At 61.8% G+C, this 19,354-nt stretch carries 21 protein-coding genes; 17 read left to right on the plus strand and 4 right to left on the minus strand.

Going from position 1 to position 19,354, the window contains the following annotated elements:
* The first annotated feature begins 121 nt into the window (after positions 1-121).
* Positions 122-838, plus strand: a complete 717-nt coding sequence (gene rph, locus G552_RS0105430) for a ribonuclease PH (protein ID WP_027882115.1) — start codon at positions 122-124, stop codon at positions 836-838.
* Between the two features lie 74 nt (positions 839-912).
* On the plus strand, positions 913-1,524 hold the full coding sequence (gene rdgB, locus G552_RS0105435) for an RdgB/HAM1 family non-canonical purine NTP pyrophosphatase (protein ID WP_027882116.1): 612 nt from the start codon (positions 913-915) through the stop codon (positions 1,522-1,524).
* Between the two features lie 5 nt (positions 1,525-1,529).
* Here the strand turns inward: rdgB and G552_RS0105440 are convergent, their stop codons facing one another.
* Positions 1,530-2,420, minus strand: a complete 891-nt coding sequence (locus G552_RS0105440; RefSeq protein WP_027882117.1) for a DMT family transporter — start codon at positions 2,418-2,420, stop codon at positions 1,530-1,532.
* A 119-nt stretch (positions 2,421-2,539) separates the two neighbouring features.
* On the opposite strand from G552_RS0105440, the gene G552_RS0105445 reads away from it, so the two are divergent.
* The 7 genes from G552_RS0105445 to G552_RS0105475 all read left to right on the plus strand — a co-directional run bounded on the left by G552_RS0105445 (position 2,540) and on the right by G552_RS0105475 (position 10,261).
* Positions 2,540-3,664, plus strand: coding sequence for a Re/Si-specific NAD(P)(+) transhydrogenase subunit alpha (locus tag G552_RS0105445; RefSeq protein ID WP_027882118.1), 1,125 nt, complete (start codon positions 2,540-2,542; stop codon positions 3,662-3,664).
* A 2-nt stretch (positions 3,665-3,666) separates the two neighbouring features.
* Positions 3,667-3,960: an NAD(P) transhydrogenase subunit alpha part 2 gene (locus G552_RS0105450; RefSeq protein ID WP_027882119.1), complete on the plus strand. Its 294-nt coding sequence runs from the start codon at positions 3,667-3,669 to the stop codon at positions 3,958-3,960.
* A 4-nt stretch (positions 3,961-3,964) separates the two neighbouring features.
* Positions 3,965-5,320, plus strand: a complete 1,356-nt coding sequence (locus tag G552_RS0105455) for an NAD(P)(+) transhydrogenase (Re/Si-specific) subunit beta (protein WP_027882120.1) — start codon at positions 3,965-3,967, stop codon at positions 5,318-5,320.
* 207 nt (positions 5,321-5,527) lie between these two features.
* On the plus strand, positions 5,528-6,799 hold the full coding sequence (locus G552_RS0105460; RefSeq protein WP_156890677.1) for an ABC transporter substrate-binding protein: 1,272 nt from the start codon (positions 5,528-5,530) through the stop codon (positions 6,797-6,799).
* A gap of 168 nt (positions 6,800-6,967) precedes the next feature.
* Entirely contained in the window at positions 6,968-7,849 is an 882-nt protein-coding gene (locus G552_RS0105465) for a carbohydrate ABC transporter permease (RefSeq protein ID WP_027882122.1), read from the plus strand.
* Positions 7,839-8,687 carry a carbohydrate ABC transporter permease gene (locus G552_RS0105470; RefSeq protein ID WP_027882123.1) on the plus strand — a complete coding sequence of 283 codons (849 nt, stop codon included), beginning with the start codon at positions 7,839-7,841 and terminating at the stop codon, positions 8,685-8,687. The genes G552_RS0105465 and G552_RS0105470 overlap by 11 nt, the downstream gene beginning before the upstream one ends.
* A 65-nt stretch (positions 8,688-8,752) precedes the next feature.
* A complete protein-coding gene (locus G552_RS0105475; RefSeq protein WP_027882124.1) occupies positions 8,753-10,261 on the plus strand; it encodes a carboxypeptidase M32 in 1,509 nt (502 codons plus the stop codon).
* On the opposite strand, the gene G552_RS0105480 is transcribed toward G552_RS0105475, so the two are convergent.
* On the minus strand, positions 10,249-10,818 hold the full coding sequence (locus tag G552_RS0105480; RefSeq protein WP_027882125.1) for an NUDIX hydrolase: 570 nt from the start codon (positions 10,816-10,818) through the stop codon (positions 10,249-10,251). The two genes, G552_RS0105475 and G552_RS0105480, sit on opposite strands and share 13 nt — an antisense overlap.
* A 92-nt stretch (positions 10,819-10,910) precedes the next feature.
* Here G552_RS0105480 and ispH point away from each other — a divergent pair, with 92 nt between their 5' ends.
* The 6 genes from ispH (at position 10,911) to G552_RS0105510 (ending at position 16,624) form a co-directional block, all read left to right on the plus strand.
* A complete protein-coding gene (gene ispH, locus G552_RS0105485; RefSeq protein WP_027882126.1) occupies positions 10,911-11,927 on the plus strand; it encodes a 4-hydroxy-3-methylbut-2-enyl diphosphate reductase in 1,017 nt (338 codons plus the stop codon).
* A gap of 12 nt (positions 11,928-11,939) precedes the next feature.
* Entirely contained in the window at positions 11,940-12,947 is a 1,008-nt protein-coding gene (gene dusA / locus G552_RS0105490) for a tRNA dihydrouridine(20/20a) synthase DusA (RefSeq protein ID WP_027882127.1), read from the plus strand.
* Complete coding sequence (locus G552_RS14805; protein WP_051195690.1) at positions 12,944-13,828, plus strand: fumarylacetoacetate hydrolase family protein; 885 nt, start codon at positions 12,944-12,946, stop codon at positions 13,826-13,828. The genes dusA and G552_RS14805 overlap by 4 nt, the downstream gene beginning before the upstream one ends.
* Before the next feature lie 37 nt (positions 13,829-13,865).
* Positions 13,866-14,522, plus strand: a complete 657-nt coding sequence (locus G552_RS0105500) for a response regulator transcription factor (protein WP_027882128.1) — start codon at positions 13,866-13,868, stop codon at positions 14,520-14,522.
* A gap of 82 nt (positions 14,523-14,604) precedes the next feature.
* A complete protein-coding gene (locus tag G552_RS0105505) occupies positions 14,605-15,843 on the plus strand; it encodes a HAMP domain-containing sensor histidine kinase (RefSeq protein WP_245575124.1) in 1,239 nt (412 codons plus the stop codon).
* Complete coding sequence (locus tag G552_RS0105510) at positions 15,836-16,624, plus strand: hypothetical protein (protein ID WP_027882130.1); 789 nt, start codon at positions 15,836-15,838, stop codon at positions 16,622-16,624. The genes G552_RS0105505 and G552_RS0105510 overlap by 8 nt, the downstream gene beginning before the upstream one ends.
* A gap of 8 nt (positions 16,625-16,632) precedes the next feature.
* Here the strand turns inward: G552_RS0105510 and dprA are convergent, their stop codons facing one another.
* Entirely contained in the window at positions 16,633-17,646 is a 1,014-nt protein-coding gene (gene dprA, locus G552_RS0105515; RefSeq protein WP_027882131.1) for a DNA-processing protein DprA, read from the minus strand.
* 58 nt (positions 17,647-17,704) lie between these two features.
* Between dprA and era the strand changes: the two genes are divergently transcribed.
* Together era and G552_RS0105525 are read left to right on the plus strand one after the other, a co-directional pair.
* On the plus strand, positions 17,705-18,601 hold the full coding sequence (era, locus tag G552_RS0105520) for a GTPase Era (protein WP_027882132.1): 897 nt from the start codon (positions 17,705-17,707) through the stop codon (positions 18,599-18,601).
* A gap of 3 nt (positions 18,602-18,604) precedes the next feature.
* Positions 18,605-18,826: a DUF2905 domain-containing protein gene (locus tag G552_RS0105525; protein ID WP_027882133.1), complete on the plus strand. Its 222-nt coding sequence runs from the start codon at positions 18,605-18,607 to the stop codon at positions 18,824-18,826.
* Here G552_RS0105525 and G552_RS0105530 read toward each other — a convergent pair.
* Positions 18,823-19,215: a group III truncated hemoglobin gene (locus tag G552_RS0105530; protein ID WP_027882134.1), complete on the minus strand. Its 393-nt coding sequence runs from the start codon at positions 19,213-19,215 to the stop codon at positions 18,823-18,825. The two genes, G552_RS0105525 and G552_RS0105530, sit on opposite strands and share 4 nt — an antisense overlap.
* Positions 19,216-19,354: the final 139 nt, after the last annotated feature.

Below are 19,354 nucleotides of genomic sequence, written 5' to 3' on the forward strand. Positions count from 1 at the left end.
CCTGGGGAACCTCCTTTCTTGGTTGGTTCCCCTCTTTTTATCCCAGCTTAGAGTCTCACATGTGTTTGTCCAGGTTCACTCCTGGCCGCCGGTGTGGTGGGGTTGTGGTAGAGTCTCGACGATGAAGCGCAAGGATGGGCGGCAGCCCCACGAACTCCGACCTCTTCTGATTCGAACGGGCTATGTGCACTATGCCGAAGGCTCGGCCCTGGTCGAGCTGGGGAATACCCGGGTGCTGGTGAACGTCTCCCTCACCGATGGGGTGCCCCGGCATGTCTCGGGCCGGGAAGGCTGGCTGATGGCCGAATACAACTTGCTGCCCCGCTCAACCCAGGTGCGCAAGGAGCGCGAACGCCAGAAAATCTCGGGGCGCACCGCTGAGATACAGCGCTTTTTGGGCCGGGCCTTCCGGGCGGCTTTGGACCTGAGCTTGTTGCCGGGCAAGACCGTGGTGATCGATGCTGATGTGATCCAGGCCGATGGGGGAACCCGCGTGGCCTCGCTACTAGGGGGGTATGCGGCGCTGCACCAGGCCATGGATCGGCTGGTTCGCCAGGGCAAAATTGACGAATGGCCCCTGACCGAGTTTGCCGCGGTGAGCGTGGGCTGGATGGGGGGGGATACCTTGTTGCTGGACCTGACCCAGCTCGAGGATGAAAAGGCCTGGGCCGACCTAACCGTGGTGGCTACCCAAAGCGGCGAGATCATTGAGCTGCACGGGGCTGGGGAGGGGCGCCCAGTCCCCCGGGCCACTTACCAGGCTATGCTGGAGCTGGGTCTAGCCCAGATTCCTGAGTTGGTGCGGCGGGTGCACGCCCAGCTTAGGCCGAAGGCCTAACGAATATCCGGCGCTTGGGAGGCCCTGCCCATATAGCCCAACCGGGGTTCCTTTTTGGGATTAAGATGGGATAGATGCGCGTGCTGGTTGCTACCTCGAACCCCGGTAAGTATCGCGAGATTAAAGAAGGGCTGGCCCCGCTGGGGTGGACGCTGTTTTCCCTGTTGGATTACCCCTTCAAGCTGCCGCCCGAGGAGGGGGCTACATTCGAAGATAACGCTATTTTGAAGGCGGCCTACGCCGCTAGGCAAAGTGGCCTGCCTACCCTGGCCGACGACTCGGGCCTCGAGGTAGCGGCCTTAGGGGGTGAGCCTGGGGTGTACTCGGCCCGCTATGGCAATAAGACGACCGATACCGAGCGGAATGTGTATCTGCTCGAGCGCCTGAAAGGCATTCCGCCGGAGCAGCGCAAGGCCAAATTCGTAGCGGTGTTGGCGATGGCCTACCCCGATGGTTACCTGGAGCTTTACCGGGGCGAGACCGAGGGGGAGATCCTCGAGGCCCCCCGAGGGGAGTGGGGCTTCGGCTACGACCCCTTGTTTTATCTGCCCGAGGTGGGCAAGACCTTTGCCGAGATGACCTTGGAACAGAAAGCGGCCCATTCGCACCGGGGTAAGGCCCTTAGGGCTTTGCTCGAGGCCTACCGGCAGGGCACAAGGCGCAAGGAGCAGCCTCTAAGCGAGTGAGGTGCCTAGCGGCTGCCCCATACTGCCAGGCCCACCCCCACCAGCAGGATGGCTCCCCCCACGAATACCGCCAGAGCGGGTACCTCTCCCAAGAGGAAATAACCCAGTAGGCTGGCACCTACGGGCTCCAATAGCATCACCAGGCTGACCAGCACCGGGGGAATCTGCCGCATGGCCCAGTTAAAGCTGGTATGCCCGACCAGCTGGGGCAACAGGGCCATCAGGCCAATCCAGAGGTAGGCCAGGGGGGGGTGGTCGCCGTAACTACCCCCAAACAAGCCGGGCAGGGGGAGCAGGGCCAGGGCGGCTACGCTGTAGGCCACAGCGGCATAAACCCCGATGGCGAAGCCCCGCCGCTGGGCTTCCCGCCCCAGCATGAAGTACAGTGCCCCGGCCACTGCCCCGCATAGGGCTAGGAAGTTGCCCAAAGTGGGATTGACCGCCTGGCCGTTCTCTCCCCCCAGGCCGATGAACGCCGCACCGCCCAGGGCTACCCCGATGCCCAGGAGGGTTAGCCGACTGGGGGTCTGCTTGAGCCACCACCAGGCCAGTAGGGCAGTCCAGATAGGGGTAGAGGTGACCAACACGGTGCTGGCCGCAATGCTGGTCAGGCCGATGGAAGTGATCCAGGTGGCAAAGTGCAGGGCTAGAAAAAGCCCGGCTAGAGCGGCGTAGGCCCAGGCCCCGGGTTGCAGGCGCAACTGGGGATAGGCCCACCAGGCGGGGAGCAGCAGCAGGCTGGCAAAGGTCATCCGCAAAGCGCTGATCACCAGGCTGAAACCCACCCCCTGCTCCCCGGCGGCGGTAGCAGCCAGCCGGGCCAGGATGGAGCCGAAGGAGATGGCCACAACCCCGGCCAAGAGCACCAGCGCGATGCGTATGTGGGCAGAAGGCATGGCCTAGATTGTACCGGGAATAAGCGGGCCTGATGGCAGGCTTTGAGGATGGGGATTTGTGCCCTGGGTAAGGGCTGGTATACTTCCTGCGGAGTGGTATACCAAAACGAGGAGGTGGAATGGTACAGATAGCAGTCCCCAAAGAGACCGCGCCAGGTGAGCGCCGGGTTGCCCTGACCCCCGAGGTGGTGGGCCGCCTGCGCAAAGAAGGCTGGGGGGTTCGCCTCGAGGCCGGCGCAGGTGCGGGTGCCTATTTTTCCGACCAGGCCTACCGGGAGGCCGGGGCCGAGGTGGTCTCGCGGGACCAACTGTTCAAGGGGGCCCAGGTGGTGTTTACCGTGCAGCCCTTGGAGGTAGCCGAACTGGCCCAACTCGAGCCCGGCACCATCGTAGTGGGTCTGATGGCCCCACACCGCAACCTCGAGCGGGTCCGGGCTATGGCTGCGGGAAAGCTCACTGCCCTAGCCATGGAGCTGGTGCCCCGCATCACCCGGGCCCAGAGCATGGACGTGCTCTCCTCCCAGGCCACGGTGGCTGGCTATGTGGCTGCCCTCATCGCTGCCCGCGAGAGCAGCCGTTTCTTTCCTATGCTCACTACCGCTGCCGGTACCATCCGCCCAGCCAAGGTGCTGGTGATGGGGGTAGGGGTGGCGGGTCTGCAGGCCATCGCGACCGCTCGCCGGCTGGGGGCCAACGTCTGGGCCTACGATGTGCGCAAGGCTGCTGCCGAGCAGGCCCTTTCCCTGGGGGCTAAGGTCATCGAGCTGCCCATCAGCGCCGAGGGTGAGGGGGGGTATGCCCGCGAGCTGACCGAGGAGGAAAAACGCCTGCAGCAAGAGGCCCTGGCCAAGGAGGTGGGCCAGATGGATGCCGTCATCACCACGGCCCAGATTCCCGGGCGCAAGGCCCCCATCCTGATTACCCAGGCCATGGTGGAGCGGATGGCCCCGGGGTCGGTGGTGGTCGACCTGGCGGCTGAATCTGGGGGCAACTGTGAGCTGACCCGGCCCGGCGAGACCCTCGAGGTAGGTGGGGTGCGCATCGTGGGGCCGTTGAACCTGCCCAGTGCCCTTTCGGTGCACGCCAGCGAGATGTACGCCAAGAACCTCTATAACCTTTCCAAGCTGCTTTACCAAGACGGTCAGCTCGCGCCCGACTGGAGCGACGAGATTTTGGCCGGAACCTTGCTCACCCACCAGGGTGAGGTCACCCATGCGCCGACCAAGGCTTTGCTGGGAGGATAAACATGGATACAACCTGGGCTGCGCTGTATATCTTTTTGTTGGCGGCTTTTACCGGCTACGAGGTGATTAGCCGGGTACCGGTTATCCTGCACACCCCCCTGATGTCGGGGTCGAACTTTATCCACGGCATTGTGGTGGTGGGGGCTATGGTGGTGCTAGGCCATGCCGAGACCCCCCTCGAGCAGGCCATTGGCTTTTTTGGGGTGATTCTAGGAGCCGCCAATGCCGCGGGGGGGTACGCGGTGACCGAGCGGATGCTGGAAATGTTTGAACGTAAGCCGAAAGGGGGTCAGTAGGCCGGTGGAAAACTTCGTTGAGTTGGTCTACTTCCTGACCGCCTTGCTCTTCATTCTGGGGCTCAAGCGGATGTCTTCCCCGGCCACCGCCCGCAGCGGGGTGGTCTGGGCTGGGGCGGCTATGGTGGCCGCAACCTTGGTAACCTTTCTTACGCCAGGGATGAAAAACTTTGGTCTGATGATCCTGGCTATCGCGATTGGCACGGTGGTGGCCTGGATTGCGGCCAAGCGGGTGCAGATGACCGACATGCCCCAGATGGTGGCCATCTACAACGGCATGGGCGGAGGCGCCGCGGGGGCTATCGCCGCAGTGGAGCTTTTGCGGGGGGAGTTCGAGGGCACCGGCCTCAAGACCCTGGCGGTATTGGGGGCTTTGATTGGCTCGGTCTCGTTCAGCGGAAGCCTAATCGCTTTTGCCAAGCTACAGGGTCTAATGTCCAGCCGCCCCATTCAGTTTCCCAGCCAGCGGCTCGTCAACCTGGTGGTCTTGGTGGGGGCTTTGCTTTTGGGCCTGGCCTTGCTGCCGAGCCACTCGGGGGGGCTTATCTTCCTCTTCTTCCTGCTGGCCTTGGCCTTTGGGGTACTGATGACCCTGCCCATCGGCGGGGGCGATATGCCGGTGGTCATCTCTTTGTACAACGCCTTTACCGGCTTGGCGGTGGGCTTTGAGGGGTTTGCCATCGGGAATGCGGCCTTGATTGTGGCCGGTACGGTGGTGGGGGCGGCGGGCACCCTGCTGACCTTACTGATGGCCAAGGCGATGAACCGCAGCCTGTGGAGTGTGCTGGTAGGGGGCTTCGGCGTGGAGCAGGAGGCGGGCGAGGTCAAGGGCAGCCTTAAGCCGATCGACCTCGAGGACGCTGCGGTGATGCTGGCCTATGCCTCCAAGGTCATCTTTGTACCGGGCTACGGCATGGCGGTAGCCCAGGCCCAGCACAAGCTGCGCGAGCTGGCCGATTTGCTCGAGTCTAAAGGGGTCGAGGTCAAGTTTGCCATCCACCCGGTAGCAGGCCGCATGCCCGGCCACATGAACGTACTGCTGGCCGAAGCTGGGGTGGCCTACGATAAACTCTTCGACCTCGAGGACATCAACCCCGAGTTCCCCCAGGCCGATGTAGCCGTGGTTATTGGCGCCAACGACGTGGTCAACCCGGCAGCCCACCGCAAGGGTTCCCCCCTGTACGGGATGCCCATTCTGGACGTGGATAAGGCCAAGAACGCCATCGTAATCAAGCGGGGTCAGGGTAAGGGCTTCGCTGGGGTGGAAAACGAGCTGTTTTACGCCGATAATACCCGCATGCTCTATGGGGATGCCCAGAGCGTACTGGGCCAGTTGGTGCAGTCCCTCAAAAAATTGTAAACATCCTCCAAAGGTATAACCCCCCGCCCAGTCTCTTGGGCGGGGATTATTCTTGCCGAGACGAGAAAGTTTGAGCCCTCCTTCGTGGTTGACAGTTCAAGGGGTCTAGGATAGACTTCGCCTGGGAAGTTCTTCCAAAGCCAATGGACTACAATGCCTTTGGGCTAGATGGTTTATGGAAGCACTTCCATGGAAACAGGAGGAAACATGAAGAAGTGGCTGGCAAGTGTATTGGCCCTGGCCCTTGTTTGGGGCGGGTTGGCCTTGGCCCAAGGAGTGACCATACGTGTCGCGGGCGATTCTACCGCGGTGGGCGAGGGCGGCCGTTGGATGAAGGCCAAGGCCGAGGAATGGGCACAAAAAACCGGCAACCGTATCGAGTACATCGACTCACCTGCAGACACCAACGACCGTTTGGCCCTCTACCAGCAGTACTGGGCGGCCCGCAGTGCCGATGTGGACGTCTACATGATCGATGTGATCTGGCCGGGCATTGTGGCGCCCCATGCTGCCGACCTCAAGCAGTTCTTCAGCGAGGCAGAGTTGGCCCAGTTCTTCCCGCGGATCGTTGAGAACAACACCATCCGGGGCAAGCTGACCTCGATTCCCTTCTTTACCGATGCCGGTCTTTTGTACTACCGCACCGACCTACTGCAAAAGTACGGCTACTCCAAGCCACCAGCGACCTGGACCGAGCTCGAGCAGATGGCGGAGAGAATCCAAGCAGGCGAGCGCCAGGCGGGCAACCGCGACTTCTGGGGGTTTGTCTGGCAGGGCAAGGCCTACGAGGGCCTGACTTGCGATGCCCTGGAGTGGATTTTCTCCATGGGCGGGGGGCGTATCATCGAGCCCGATGGTCGCATTACCATCAACAACCCCCAAGCTATCGCTGCGCTCAACATGGTGCGGGGATGGGTGGGTAAAATCTCCCCTCCGGGTGTGACTAGCTACGCTGAGGAAGAGGCCCGTAACGCCTTCCAGTCGGGCAATGCTGCCTTCATGCGCAACTGGCCCTATGCCTATAGCTTGGGGCAGAGCGAGGGCAGCGCGGTGCGGGGTAAGATCGGCGTAACCGTGTTGCCGCGCGGCGCAGGTACTGGGGGCCGCAACGCGGCCACCCTGGGGGGCTGGCAGCTCATGGTTTCGACCTATTCGCGCAACCAGCGGGTAGCTGCGGATTTGGTCAAGTACCTGACCAGCGTGGAGGTTCAGAAAGACAACGCCGTCAACCTCTCGCGCCTGCCCACCCGTCCGGCCCTTTACAACGACCCGCAGGTGCTGGCCAAGAACCCCTGGTTCCGCGACCTGCTGCCGGTCTTCCAAAATGCGGTGGGGCGCCCTTCGGGTGTGGCCGGTGCGCGTTATAACCAGGTTTCCGAGGCCTTCTGGACCGGCGTACATGAAGCCATTACTGGCCGTAAGCCGGCTGCACAAGCGGTTCGGGACATCGAAGCGGCCCTGCGGCGCATTCTGCGTTAGGTCGTCCCAGCTTCCAACGAATGGGGTCGGGTATCCGGCCCCATTCGTTAACACCAGAGATGACTAAGGTGCGGCAACTATAGCGCAAGTGGCCGGAAGGCATGTAGTATCGGTGTATTGAAAAAAATCGCCAAACGCTTTATAGGGTCGGCTGGGTGGAGGTGATAGATGCTCACAGTACGACAAACCCGCTTGGCTTGGCTGCTGGTCTTGCCGACGCTGTTGGTGGTGGCGTTTGTGGCAGGCTACCCGTTGGCCCAGGTGTTCTACTACTCGTTTCATCGGGCGGACATCTCTTTTGTGGAGCCCACCGAGTTTGTGGGCCTGAAGAACTACATTTTCCTGTTGCAAGACCCCGACTTTAGGGGAGCACTCTGGAATACTTTGCGCTTTACAGTGGTTTCGGTCTTCCTCGAGACCGTTTTGGGTTTGGCCATTGCCTTGGTTATTCATTCCAATTTCAAGGGCCGGGGGATTGTGCGGGCGGCCATCCTGATTCCCTGGGCCATTCCCACGGTGGTCTCGGCCAAGATGTGGCAATGGATGCTCAACGATATCTATGGTGTGATCAACGTCATCCTGGTCAACACCGGCCTGATAGCCAACAAAATCGCCTTCTTGGCCAACCCCAACACCATCCTGTGGTCTATCGTGGCAGTGGATGTTTGGAAGACCACACCTTTCATGGCCCTTCTGTTGCTGGCTGGTTTGCAGCTAATCCCTTCCGATATCTATGAGGCCGCCGATATCGATGGAGCCAGCAAGTGGCAGCAGTTCTGGACCCTCACCTTGCCCTTGTTGACCCCGGCTCTGGTGGTGGCCCTGATCTTCCGCACCCTGGATGCGCTGCGGGTCTTCGATGTGATTTTTGTGATGGTAGGGGTCAATACCGCCACCCGAAGCCTGGCCATTTACAACCGTCAGACCCTCATCGATTTTCAAGACCTGGGGTATGGCTCGGCCATATCGGTGGCCATTCTGGTTATAATCTTCATCTTTGTGTTCCTGTACATGCGCGTAGCAGGACGGGGGGTGCGCGGTGAGGACTAAAGGGCTGGGTTACTACGCCGGTCGGGTGCTTTTCTATATACTGGTGGTTTTTATTGTTATATATAGCGTGTTTCCCTTCTACTGGGCGCTCATCAGCAGCTTCAAAACCAGCGATGCGCTGTTTAGCTCGAATCCCAGCTTCCTGCCCACCCCTTTCACCCTGACCCACTACCAGAATGTTTTCAGCGGGGCTGAGTTTGGGCGGAACCTGATCAACTCCCTTCTGGTGGCCGGTGGCGCCACGCTGATCTGCCTGGTGCTGGGGGTGCTGGCGGCTTACGCGCTGGGCCGTCTGCGCTTTCCACCCAAGAACGCAGTTCTGTACATCGTGCTGGCCATGACCATGTTTCCCCAGGTTTCGGTGCTCTCGGGGATGTTTGTCTTGCTGCGCGAGACGGGTCTTTTCAATACCCACGCCGGGCTGATTCTTTCCTACCTGCTCTTTACCCTGCCCTTCACGGTCTGGGTGCTGACAGGCTACTTCCGTGGACTGCCTCGGGAGCTGGAGGAAGCCGCCTATGTGGACGGGGCTTCGCCCATGCAGACCCTGGTTCAGGTAATGCTGCCCCTGACCGGCCCCGGTTTGGTCACTACCGGCTTGCTGGCCTTCATTGCAGCCTGGAACGAATATCTCTTTGCCCTGACCTTCACTATCGGGAACAACGTGCGCACCGTTCCGGTAGCCATCGCTTCGTTTGGCGGGGCCACACCTTTCGAGATCCCCTGGGGCTCGATTATGGCAGCCTCGGTAGTGGTGACGGTGCCGCTGGTGGTGCTGGTGCTCATTTTCCAGCAGCGCATTGTGGCCGGGCTGACCGCGGGGGCGGTGAAGGGCTAGGGGGGCAGCTCTCCTGGTGAGGTCTGGCACCTTTGCTGTGCCCTTTGGCCCTATGATGGGCGGGTATGACCGCACGCGAAGCCTACGAGTGGTTAAAAAACTACAGCCAGGAGACGGCCTATCTGGTTTCCTTCGCCAAGCTGGCGGGCTGGGATCAGGCCACCTACATTCCCAAAAAGGGCTATGCCCATCGGGCCCGGATGCAGGCGGCCTTAGCCCGGCTGCTGCACCAGCGTACCACCCACCCCCGGGTAGGGGAGATGCTTTCCATAGTGGAAGAGGCCCAGGACGGGCCGGAGCCACACTCGGTGGAGGCGGTTAATGTGCGGGAGTGGCGACGGGCCTACGACCTTCAGTGCAAGATTCCCGAGCGGCTGGCGGTAGAGCTGGCCCAGGCCACCAGCCAAGGGCAGGCCATCTGGGAGGAGGCCCGCCCCAAAAACGACTGGCAGGCCTTCAAGCCAATTCTGCAGCAAATTTTCACCCTGACCGCTGAGGTGGCCGATGCCCTAGGCTACCAGGAAGAACGCTACGATGCCTTGCTCGACCAGTATGAGCCAGGGGCGACGGCCCAGCAGGTGGAGGAGGTTTTTCAGCCCTTGCGCCAGGCCACCGTGGATTTGCTGGAGCGTATTCGGGGCAGTGCTCGGCGTCCTTCTTCGGGGATTTTGCAGCGGCACTTTCCCCTAGCCGCTCAGGAGGCTTTTGGCCGTGAGGTGATCGGCCGGCTGGGTTTTGACCTCGAGGGGGGCCGGCTGGATGTGGTGGCCCACCCCTTTATGGAAGGAATAGGGCCGGGGGACGTGCGCCTGACCACCCGCTACCAGGAGGATTTCTTCAGTGCAGGCTTTTTCAGCACCGTGCACGAGATGGGGCACGGTCTTTACGGCCAGGGCCTGCCCGAGGAACACTTCGGTACCCCTATGGGCAGCGAGATTTCCCTGGGCATCCACGAGTCGCAAAGCCGCACCTGGGAGAACCTGGTGGGGCGCAGTCTGGGTTTCTGGCGCTATTTCTGGCCCCGGGCCCAGCACTACTTTGAGGCCTTGCGTGATGTGCGGCTGGAGGAGTTTTACTTTGCCATCAACGAAGTTAAGCCCAGCCTAATCCGGGTGGAGGCCGACGAGGTAACCTACAACCTGCACGTCTTAATTCGCTTTGAACTCGAGCGGGCCCTGCTGCAGGGCGAACTGTCCATTGACGATTTGCCCGAGGCCTGGGACGCCAAATACCAGGCCTACCTAGGGGTGCGGGCTCCCGAGATGCAAGACGGGGTGCTGCAGGATGTGCACTGGTCGGCGGGGCTGATCGGCTACTTCCCCACCTATACCCTGGGCAACCTTTACGCCGCACAGTTCTTCGCCCAGGCCCAGAAGGAGCTAGGGGACCTCGAGGCCCAGTTTGCACAGGGCGAGTTCGCCCCGTTGCTAGAGTGGACCCGCCAGAAAATTCACCGCCAGGGCAGCCGCTACTGGCCGCGCGATCTGCTCAAAGAGGTGACCGGGGAAGACCTCAACCCGCGCTACTTGGTCGAGTACCTAAACCGCAAGTTCGGGGCGCTCTACGGGGTTTGAGGGCTGCTGAGGGCTTGGGCCGCTACCCGGTGGACGATGGCACGGAAGCGGCCCCAGTCGGCCCAGGTGGCGCTGAGTTCCTGGGAGAAGGCTTCCGGTAGCTGCTCCAATCGCTGAGCGATGGCTAAAAGTTCTTGGGCGCTTACCTCGCGGAAACTATAGATTGGCTCGAGTGGTGCCTTCAGCCTGGGGGTATCTTCGGCAGCCAGCAGGAAGACGTGGCTGTGAAAGAGGCGACCCTCGTTGTGCTGGTAGGTGAGATGGGCCAAATAGCGCAGGATGGTTGCTTCCAGGCCGATTCCCTCCTCCATTTCTCGATGTAGGGCATCGGTGATGGACTCGGCCCACTCGATACGGCCGGTGGGCAGCCGGTAGACGCCCGGGGGGTAGAAGGCTTTGGTTAGGGTTAGAAAGCGGCCCCCGGGCCGCTGGAGTACCAGACAGACCTCGCTTACTTGGTGGCCGCGGGTGGCCAGGTAAGTATTGGCGTCCAGGGTATAGCAGACCTCGAGGGGTTGGCCATAGCGCAGGCTAAGTTCTCGTAGCTCCTGCTGCATATCAAAAGGATACTTAGGCCCTCGCTTGGGTGGGGAGAGGGGCGGCAACTTACAGAGCCGAGGCCAACGCTGTGCTATGGTAAGCACTCGATATGGTCGAGCGAGTGTATCTAGCCAAGCCTCGAGGGTTTTGCGCTGGAGTGGTTATGGCCATTGAGGCGGTAGAAAAAGCGGCCCAGGAACTCCGCCAGGAGGGCGAGCTGGTGGTCTACCACGCCATTGTGCACAACGAGGTGGTTACCCAGCGTTTGCAGGAGCAGTACGGGGTTCACTTCGTCGAGGACTTAGCCGAGGTAGACCAGCTCCGCCAGAAAGGCCGGAGGTTAGGCCAGACCGTGGTCTTTTCCGCTCACGGAATCCCTCCCTGGCTGCGCCGTGAGGCAGCCCAGCGGGGCCTATACCAGATTGATGCCACCTGCCCTTTGGTGACCAAGGTGCATAGCGAGGCCAAGCGTTACGCCAAGGAGGGGTACTGGATTTTGCTCATCGGCGATTCTGCCGAGCACCAGGAGATCAAGGGTACCCGCGGCGAGGCTCCGGAGCGCACCATTCTGGTAGCGGTGCACACCCACGTGGGGCGCGATCCCCGCTTGGCCGACCCCCATACCGTCGAGGTGCCCGATCCGGAAAAGGTGGTGGTGCTGACCCAGACCACCCTCTCGGTAGACGATACCCTAGCTACCATCGAGATTCTCAAAAAACGCTTCCCCAAGCTGGTGGTGCCCAGTCGGCACGACCTTTGCTATGCCACCAAGAACCGGCAGGATGCGGTTAAGCGGATAGCCCCTCAGGTCGACCTCTTCCTAGTGCTGACCAGCCCCACTTCTTCTAACGGGATGCGCCTCTTGGAGTTGGCCCAAAGCCTGGTGGGGCGGGCCGAGCGCATCAACACCGTAGAGGATATTCAACCGGTCTGGCTCGAGGGGGTGCAGGCGGTGGGGATTACCTCGGCGGCTTCCACCCCCGACGACCTGGTGCAAGAGGTTGTGGCCTACTTCCGCCAGGGCAACCCGGGCCTCGAGGTTATTGAAGAAGGCGAGTGGGAGGATATCGAGTTCCGCCAGCCCAAGCGCCTATCGCCGGAAGAGGTTCTGGCCAGCCGGGTCTAGCCCAAAACCACCATGACACCTTCCAGCCCATACCGGCTCAGCGTGGCCCCCATGCTGGACTGGACTGACCGGCATTTCCGCTACCTGCTGCGCCAGATTACCCGAGGTACCCGGCTTTATACCGAGATGGTGGTCGATCAGTCCATCCTGCTGGGGGATCGGCCCCGGCTTCTAGACTTCCACCCCGAGGAGCACCCCCTGGCCCTGCAGATCGCCGGCTCAGAGCCAAAGAAGCTGGCAGAGGCAGCGCGCATCGGGGAGGCCTGGGGCTACGATGAGATTAACCTGAACCTAGGCTGCCCTTCTCCCCGGGTACAGGGGGGTGGGTTTGGGGCCTGCTTGATGCTCGAGCCAGTCCGGGTAGCCGAATGTATGGCCGCGATGCGGCAGGCCGTGCGGATTCCCGTTACGGCGAAGCACCGCCTGGGCGTGGACGAGGTTGAAGACTACGGTTATGTGGCTCGCTTTATCGAGAAGCTGGCCGGGGTGGGAATCGGAGTCTTCATCATTCATGCCCGAAAAGCCTACCTGAAGGGTCTTTCGCCGGCCCAAAACCGCACTGTCCCCCCGCTGCGCTACGACTGGGTCTACCGCCTCAAGCAGGACTTTCCTCAGCTGACCATTGTGCTCAACGGAGGAGTGCGTAGCCTGGTCGAGGCCCAGGCCCACCTAAAGCGGGTGGATGGGGTGATGCTGGGGCGGGCTGTTTACGAAGACCCGTTCGTACTCGAGCAGGCCGACCGGTTGTTTTTCGGCCTAGCGCACCAGCCCAACCGCCTCGAGGTGGCCCAGGCCATGCTGGCCTATACCCAAATTCAGATGGAGCGGGGCACACCACTTTGGGCCGTGGCCCGGCATATGCTCAACCTGTTCAAGGGCCAGCCAGGGGGACGGGCCTGGCGTCGACTGCTTTCTGAGCGGGCGGGCCGACGGGGGGCTGGGCTGGAGGTGCTGCAAGAGGCCCTGGCCCTGGTCGCCCAGCCCCGCCCAGAAGTATCGTGGGTGCGGGAGGCCCGATGAAGCTTTTGCGTTATGGACTCAGAGGAAAGGAAAAACCTGGGCTCCTCGACGCCCAGGGCCGGATTCGCGATCTGAGTGGCCTGGTGCCCGATATCAACGGAGCGGTGCTGGCCAAGCAACTGCCCAAGCTGCGCCGCCTAGACCCCGAGACCTTGCCCTTGGTGCGGGGCCGCCCCCGGATAGGCCCTTGTGTGGCTGGGGTGGGCAAGTTTATCTGTATTGGGCTTAACTACCGCGACCACGCCCAGGAGACCGGGGCGGCCATTCCCCGTGAGCCGGTGGTGTTTCTCAAGGCTACCAGCGCTATTTCCGGGCCCTACGACCCCATCGTGCTGCCCCGTGGTTCGCGCAAGACCGACTGGGAGGTGGAGCTAGGGGTGGTGATAGGCCAGCCTGGTAAGTACATCCCCCAGGCTGAGGCCCTGGCCTACGTGGCTGGCTACTGCGTGGTCAACGACGTCTCCGAGCGGGAATACCAGCTCGAGCGCGGGGGGCAGTGGGACAAGGGTAAAAGCTGCGATACCTTTGGCCCCATCGGGCCTTATCTGGTGACCGCTGACGAGGTACCCGACCCACAGAACCTGCGCCTGTGGCTCGAGGTGGATGGGCACCGCTACCAAGATGGGCACACTGGGGCCATGATCTTTGGGGTGGCCGAGCTGGTCAGCTATGTCAGCCAGTTCATGAGCCTACAGCCCGGCGACCTGATCAGCACCGGTACTCCCGCTGGGGTAGGGCTGGGCCAGAAGCCCGAGCCAGTCTACCTGCGGCCTGGCCAGCGGGTGCGCTTGGGGGTGGAGGGCCTGGGCGAGCAGGAACAGGTGGTGCAGCAGGAAGGGCCCCTTGGGCCTCGAGCCGGAGTAGGCCAGGCCCTGCGTTAATATCCTGTTTATCCCACGGGGCTAGGCTAGGGGGAAGATGCGCATCTTGTTGGTGGAGGATGAGCCAGGCCTGGCGGGGCCGCTGGTGGCCTTATTGCGCCGGGAGCGCTACGAGGTGGTATGGGCCGACAACACCCCCCAGGCCCGGGCCCAGGTGGACGAGTGCGAGCCAGACCTGATTGCCCTGGATGTGATGTTACCGGAGGGGGAGGATGCGGGCTTCCGGCTGGCCCGGCAGCTCCGCTTGGGGGGCTTTACCGGGGCTATTTTGTTCCTTACAGCCCGCGATGTAGTGGAAGACCGGGTGTATGGGCTGGATTTAGGGGGCGACGACTACCTGGTGAAGCCGTTCTCCCTCGAGGAGTTCTTAGCCCGGGTGCGGGCTTTGCTACGCCGGGGGGGAACCACCCGGCAGAGCGTTTTTGAGCGTGGCCCCTTGCGTATAGAGTTCGACAGCCGCAAGGTTTACTGGAACCGACGATTGGTCTCGCTTTCCGATAAAGAGTTTGCCCTGCTGGAACGCCTGGCTCTATATCCCGAGCGAGTTTTCGGCGTTGATGAACTGTTGGAGAAAATATTTCCCGACGCCGAATCGGGCCATCGCATTTTGCGGGTCTATGTGCATCGCCTGCGGGAGAAATTAGGGGAGGATGTGATTACCACTCTGCCCGGGGGATATGCCTTGGGGGTCTAGCGGGATGGGCGTGCTGCCAGGTAAAACCCGGTTAGCCGGCCCGGTTAGAGGCGGGGTATGGTCAGGTGGGTTTCGTGGCCGTTTGTTGCTTAGCCTGCTGGCGGTGGTTTTGCTAACGGCCTTGCTGGTAGGCGGGCTGGGGTTTGTCCAGTTCCGCGATACCTTGAACCGGGAGGCTCGGCGGAACCTCGAGTCCCTTACCTATGCGGTAGCCCAGGCTTTGCTGATCTCCTCGGGGCAGGTTGGGCTGAATCCCGACCGGTTGCCCCGGCTGGCCGAGCTGGGCAGCAGCCGCTTCCGGGTCATCCGGGGGGAGCAGGTGTTTTTAGAGATTGGAGGCCGCTTTCCCACTGAGGCAGTGGGCTGGCTCAAGAGCGAGCGGGCCTTGGCCGAGGGTTTTGTGCTACAGGGGGCCCTCGAGACCCGTACCCAGCGCGAAGCATTGCAGGCCTTTTGGCGAACCGAGCTGCTGGCCCTGCCTGTTTCCCTGCTGCTGGTTTTGCTGGTGGTCTACCTGCTGCATGGCTACCTGATGTGGCCTCTGCGTTATCTGACCGATGCAGCCCATGCCATTGCCCAGCAGCGCTTTCCCAAGCCGGTTCCGGTACCCCCAGGCCGGGACGAGCTTGCCGACTTGGCTAATAGTTTCAACCGCATGGCCCGGGCGGTGGAGGGTTACCTCGAGCGGGAGCGCAATTTTTCCCGCTATACCTCGCACGAGCTACGCACCCCTTTGGCCACACTGCGGGCCCAGGTGGAAGCTCTGGAGCAAGGGCTGTTGTCCTTGGAGGAGTCGCTACCGGCCATCAAGGGCAGCCTGGAGCGGTTGGAACGTTTGCTGGCAGGGTTGTTGGCCCTGACCCGCAGCCCACAAAAAGAGCCTCAGCCAGTGGAGGTGGGCAAAGTGCTGGGCTGGGTGGTGCAGAATTGCCCACCTGAGGAACGAGCACGCCTTATCCTGGAAGGGGAGCTGCGGGCTCAGGTGCTAGGCTACGAGGAACTTCTCCAGCAGGCCCTAGGCAACCTGGTGAGCAACGCCCTCAAGTTTAGCCAGGGTTCGGTACGGGTAGAGGTAGCGCAGGGGACTATGGTTCACATTCGCGTTCTAGACCGCGGTCCGGGGGTGCCAGAGGAGATGCTATCCCGCTTAGGCGAGCCATTCCTGCGGGCCCACCCCCGGCTCGAGGGGATGGGGTTGGGCTTGGCCTTGGTTCGGCATATCGCCGCTTTGCTGGGGGGTAGCCTGGAGTTTCGTAACCGGGCTGAGGGGGGCCTCGAGGCCACCCTGAGCCTGCCCCGGCTCGAGGTGAAGCGTGTTTAGCCTTCGTAAGGCCCTTTGGCTGTGGATGGCGCTGATTCTGTTGCTGCCTTCCGCCTTTGCCCATAGGGTACAGGTGGACGGGCAGCCCAGCCTGGTGCCCGATGGGCAGGTCATCGCGCAGCGGGGTAACAGCGGCAACAGCAATAGTGGGGGAAATAGCGGCGGCAATAGTGGTAACAGCGGGGGCAAGGGAAATAGTGGAGGGAACAGCGGTGGCAGTAGTGGGGGAAACAGCAGCAGTGGGGGTAATCCCCACCCTGGAGGAGGCAGTAGCGGAAACAGCCAGAATTCCAACGCCAGCACAAGCGCCCGCCCGGTCCAAAGCTACATGGGGCAGGTAACGGTAAACGCCGGAGGGCAGGTTATCTCTGGTGCTGTGCGCATTCAGAGCAACTCCCCCTGGCTGAGCCTGGCCATTCCGGGTATGTGGCTCGAGGCCACCGGTGCCTGGGAAGGCGAAGTGTTTGTGGCTACCGAGGTCAAGCTGCATAGCCCCGTGCCCTGGGCCTTCTATCAGGGGCCTGGCAGCCTGGTGGGGGCTAGCCAGTACCCCCATGTGAGTGCCTGGCTCTCCACCAACCGCGCTGACCCCTTCCTGGCGCTGCGAACCGCCAGCGAGCAGGCCCAGGTGCGGGTGGTGGCCTATTTTGATGGCAGCAAGTTCCGTGCCCTGCCCACCAGCTTTCCAGTCCCGGCAGGGCTCAAGCCGGGGTGGTACGAACTGCTCGGCTCGGTAGGGGCTCAGGGGCTGGTCTGGTCTTCGGTTAGGCCGTTCCCGTAGAGCCTCGTCTATACCGGGCTATAACGCCCGGCCATTTCCTGCACTAAGCCCTTGATCTCCAGCAGGGTAAGGGTGGAGAGCACCTCGCTGGCAGAAAGGCCGGTGGCCTGGGCCAGGTCGTCGGGCAGGGCCTCGGAAAGCTCGAGCAGAGCCCGGTAGACCTGGGCCTCGAGGCCCTCGAGGGGCATGCTTTGTTTTGTGCGGGCCAGAACCCCTAAGGCACCTAGCACATCCTCGGCGTTCATCACCAGTCCGGCCCCGTCTCGTATCAGCTGGTTGCATCCCACCGATTGAGGATCACTGGGTCGGCCCGGCACCGCCAGCACATCGCGGCCCAGCTCCGCAGCAAACCTGGCGGTAATCAGGCTGCCGCTCTTTTCGCCGGCCTCCACCACCAGCACCGCCTGGGCCAAAGCGGCCACGATGCGGTTGCGCCGGGGAAAATGGCCGGGCTGGGGCGGGGTTCCTAAGGGAAATTCCGAAAGCAGATGCATCTGTTCAGCCAGGGTGCGGTTTTGTGGTGGGTAGAAGCGATCTAGGCTGCTGCCCAACACCCCCAGGGTGTAGCCGCTACCAGCCAAAGCCCCTTTATGCGCGGCGGCATCAATGCCCAGGGCTAACCCCGAGATGATGCCTATACCAGCCTCGGCCAGCTCATGGGCTACTTTTTGTGTCCAGGCGGTAGCCCAGGGGCTGGCCTTGCGGGTGCCTACAATGGCGATGGTTCGGGGAGAAGGGGGGAGTTCACCCTTTAGGTATAGCACCGGTGGGGGGCTTTCCAGATGGCGTAATGCCTCAGGATAGCTATCTTCCCACAGCCCAATCAGGCGAAGGCCCAGCCGGGCTGCCTGTTCACGCTCCTTTTCGGCTAGGCCGCTGGCAAGGGTTTTTCCATAGGCACTGGCTATTTCGGGGCCGAGGCATTCGGTCACGGCCTTTAGGCTCAAGTCGGTGGAAAGGGCTTGCAGTAAGCGCTTGGGGCCAATATGAGGGGTGAGTGCAAGGGCCAGAGGGTCGGGCATAGCGCGAACCAGCATAGCGGATGGGAGTGGGGGCCATCCTTCGCTCTATACTAGAGCGGTGAGTGAAGGAGCGAGTTATTCCGGTTTTGTAGCGGTGGTAGGGAAGCCCAACGTAGGTAAGTCTACCCTGGTTAATTCCATGCTGGGGGTCAAGATTGCCCCCATCAGCCCCAAGCCGCAGACCACCCGCAAGCGGGTGCGGGGGGTCTATACCGAGGGCAACCGCCAGATTGTCTTTTGGGATACCCCAGGCTGGCATGAGGCTGCCGATGCTTTAAGCGAGTACATGATCCGCCAGATTACCGAAGCCCTGGCCGAGGTGAACGTGGTGCTGTGGTTGGTGGATCTGCGCCACCCCCCTACCCACGAGGATGAACGGGTCGCGCGGGCGCTGCGCCCTTTGAAGGGACGGGTGCCGATTCTTTTGGTGGGCAATAAAGCCGATGTGGCCCGGTATCCCGAGTCGGCCATGCGGGCCTACGCCGAACTGTTGCCGGGCTTGGAAACCCGCATGATCTCCGCTCAGGACGAGCGGGATGCCAAGGCCCTGCGCGATGAGGTGCTGGCCTTGCTGCCCGAAGGCCCCTTCTTTTACCCTGCCGACTACGCCAAAGGCGACCAGAGTGCGGAGGAGTGGGCTGCCGAGATCGTGCGCGAAGAGGCTATGAAACGCCTCAAGGAAGAGATTCCCTACTCGATTGCCACCAAAACAGAAACCTTTGTCCGGCGGGAAAACGGGGTGTTTTATATCCGGGTGAACATCTATGTCGAGCGGGAGAGCCATAAGCCCATCCTGATAGGGGCGGGAGGGCGCAAACTCAGGGAGATTGGGGCGGCGGCCCGCAAGCAGCTCGAGGTCTTCTTAGCCTACAAGGTCTACCTGGATTTACAGGTCAAGGTCTATCCCAACTGGCGTAAGGACCCCGAGGCCCTGCGCGAGTTGGGCTACCATTGAAGTATGGAAGCGGGGCGCTGGTTGCTGGCTGTGGGCTTGGTATTGGTGGCGCTGGGCCTGGTGTGGCTGTACGCCCCTGGGCTTTTGAGCTGGTTTGGCCGTTTGCCAGGGGATATCCGCATTGAACGCGAGGGTTTTCGTTTCTATTTTCCCCTGGCCTCTATGCTGCTTCTCAGTGTGGGGCTGAGCCTCTTTTTGAATCTGCTGATGCGCTGGTTTCGCTAGCCATCCCGCACGGCCAGGGGGAGGGGGTTGTGCTGGGAAACCCGGTTGTAGATGGTGTTTGCTATGGTGTAGGCAAACTGCTTCATGGCCTGGGCGTTGGGGCCAGCGTAGTGGGCGTCGATGGTCTGGGTGAAGAGCTCGAGCCAGCGCTGGAAGTGCTCGAGCTTGAGGGGTTTCTGGGCGTGGAGCCGCAGGTGCTTGTACATCATGCCGCCCTTGTAGGCACCGGTGCGGAAGAGGATGTTTTCCCAGAAGTCGTAGATCACCGGCAGGTGGTTCATCAGGTCTACCCCCTGAAAAAGGTAGCCGATCTGCTCGTCTTCCATGGCCTTGGCGTAGAAGCTGTCCACTACCTGGGCGATCTCGCGGCGGGATTGGATATCTTTCACGGTTCCACCTTACGCCAAAGAGCCCTCCGTGCAAAGGGAGCGCTTTTGTAATCTCACCCAACTTGGGTAGACTTGCAGACGGCAGGCCCGAGGGGGCTTGCGCCCAATTGGCGTTCGGCGATGGCGTCCGAAGAGGGGA

This window comes from Meiothermus rufus DSM 22234, assembly GCF_000423425.1.
In the GTDB taxonomy this organism is placed as follows: domain Bacteria; phylum Deinococcota; class Deinococci; order Deinococcales; family Thermaceae; genus Meiothermus; species Meiothermus rufus.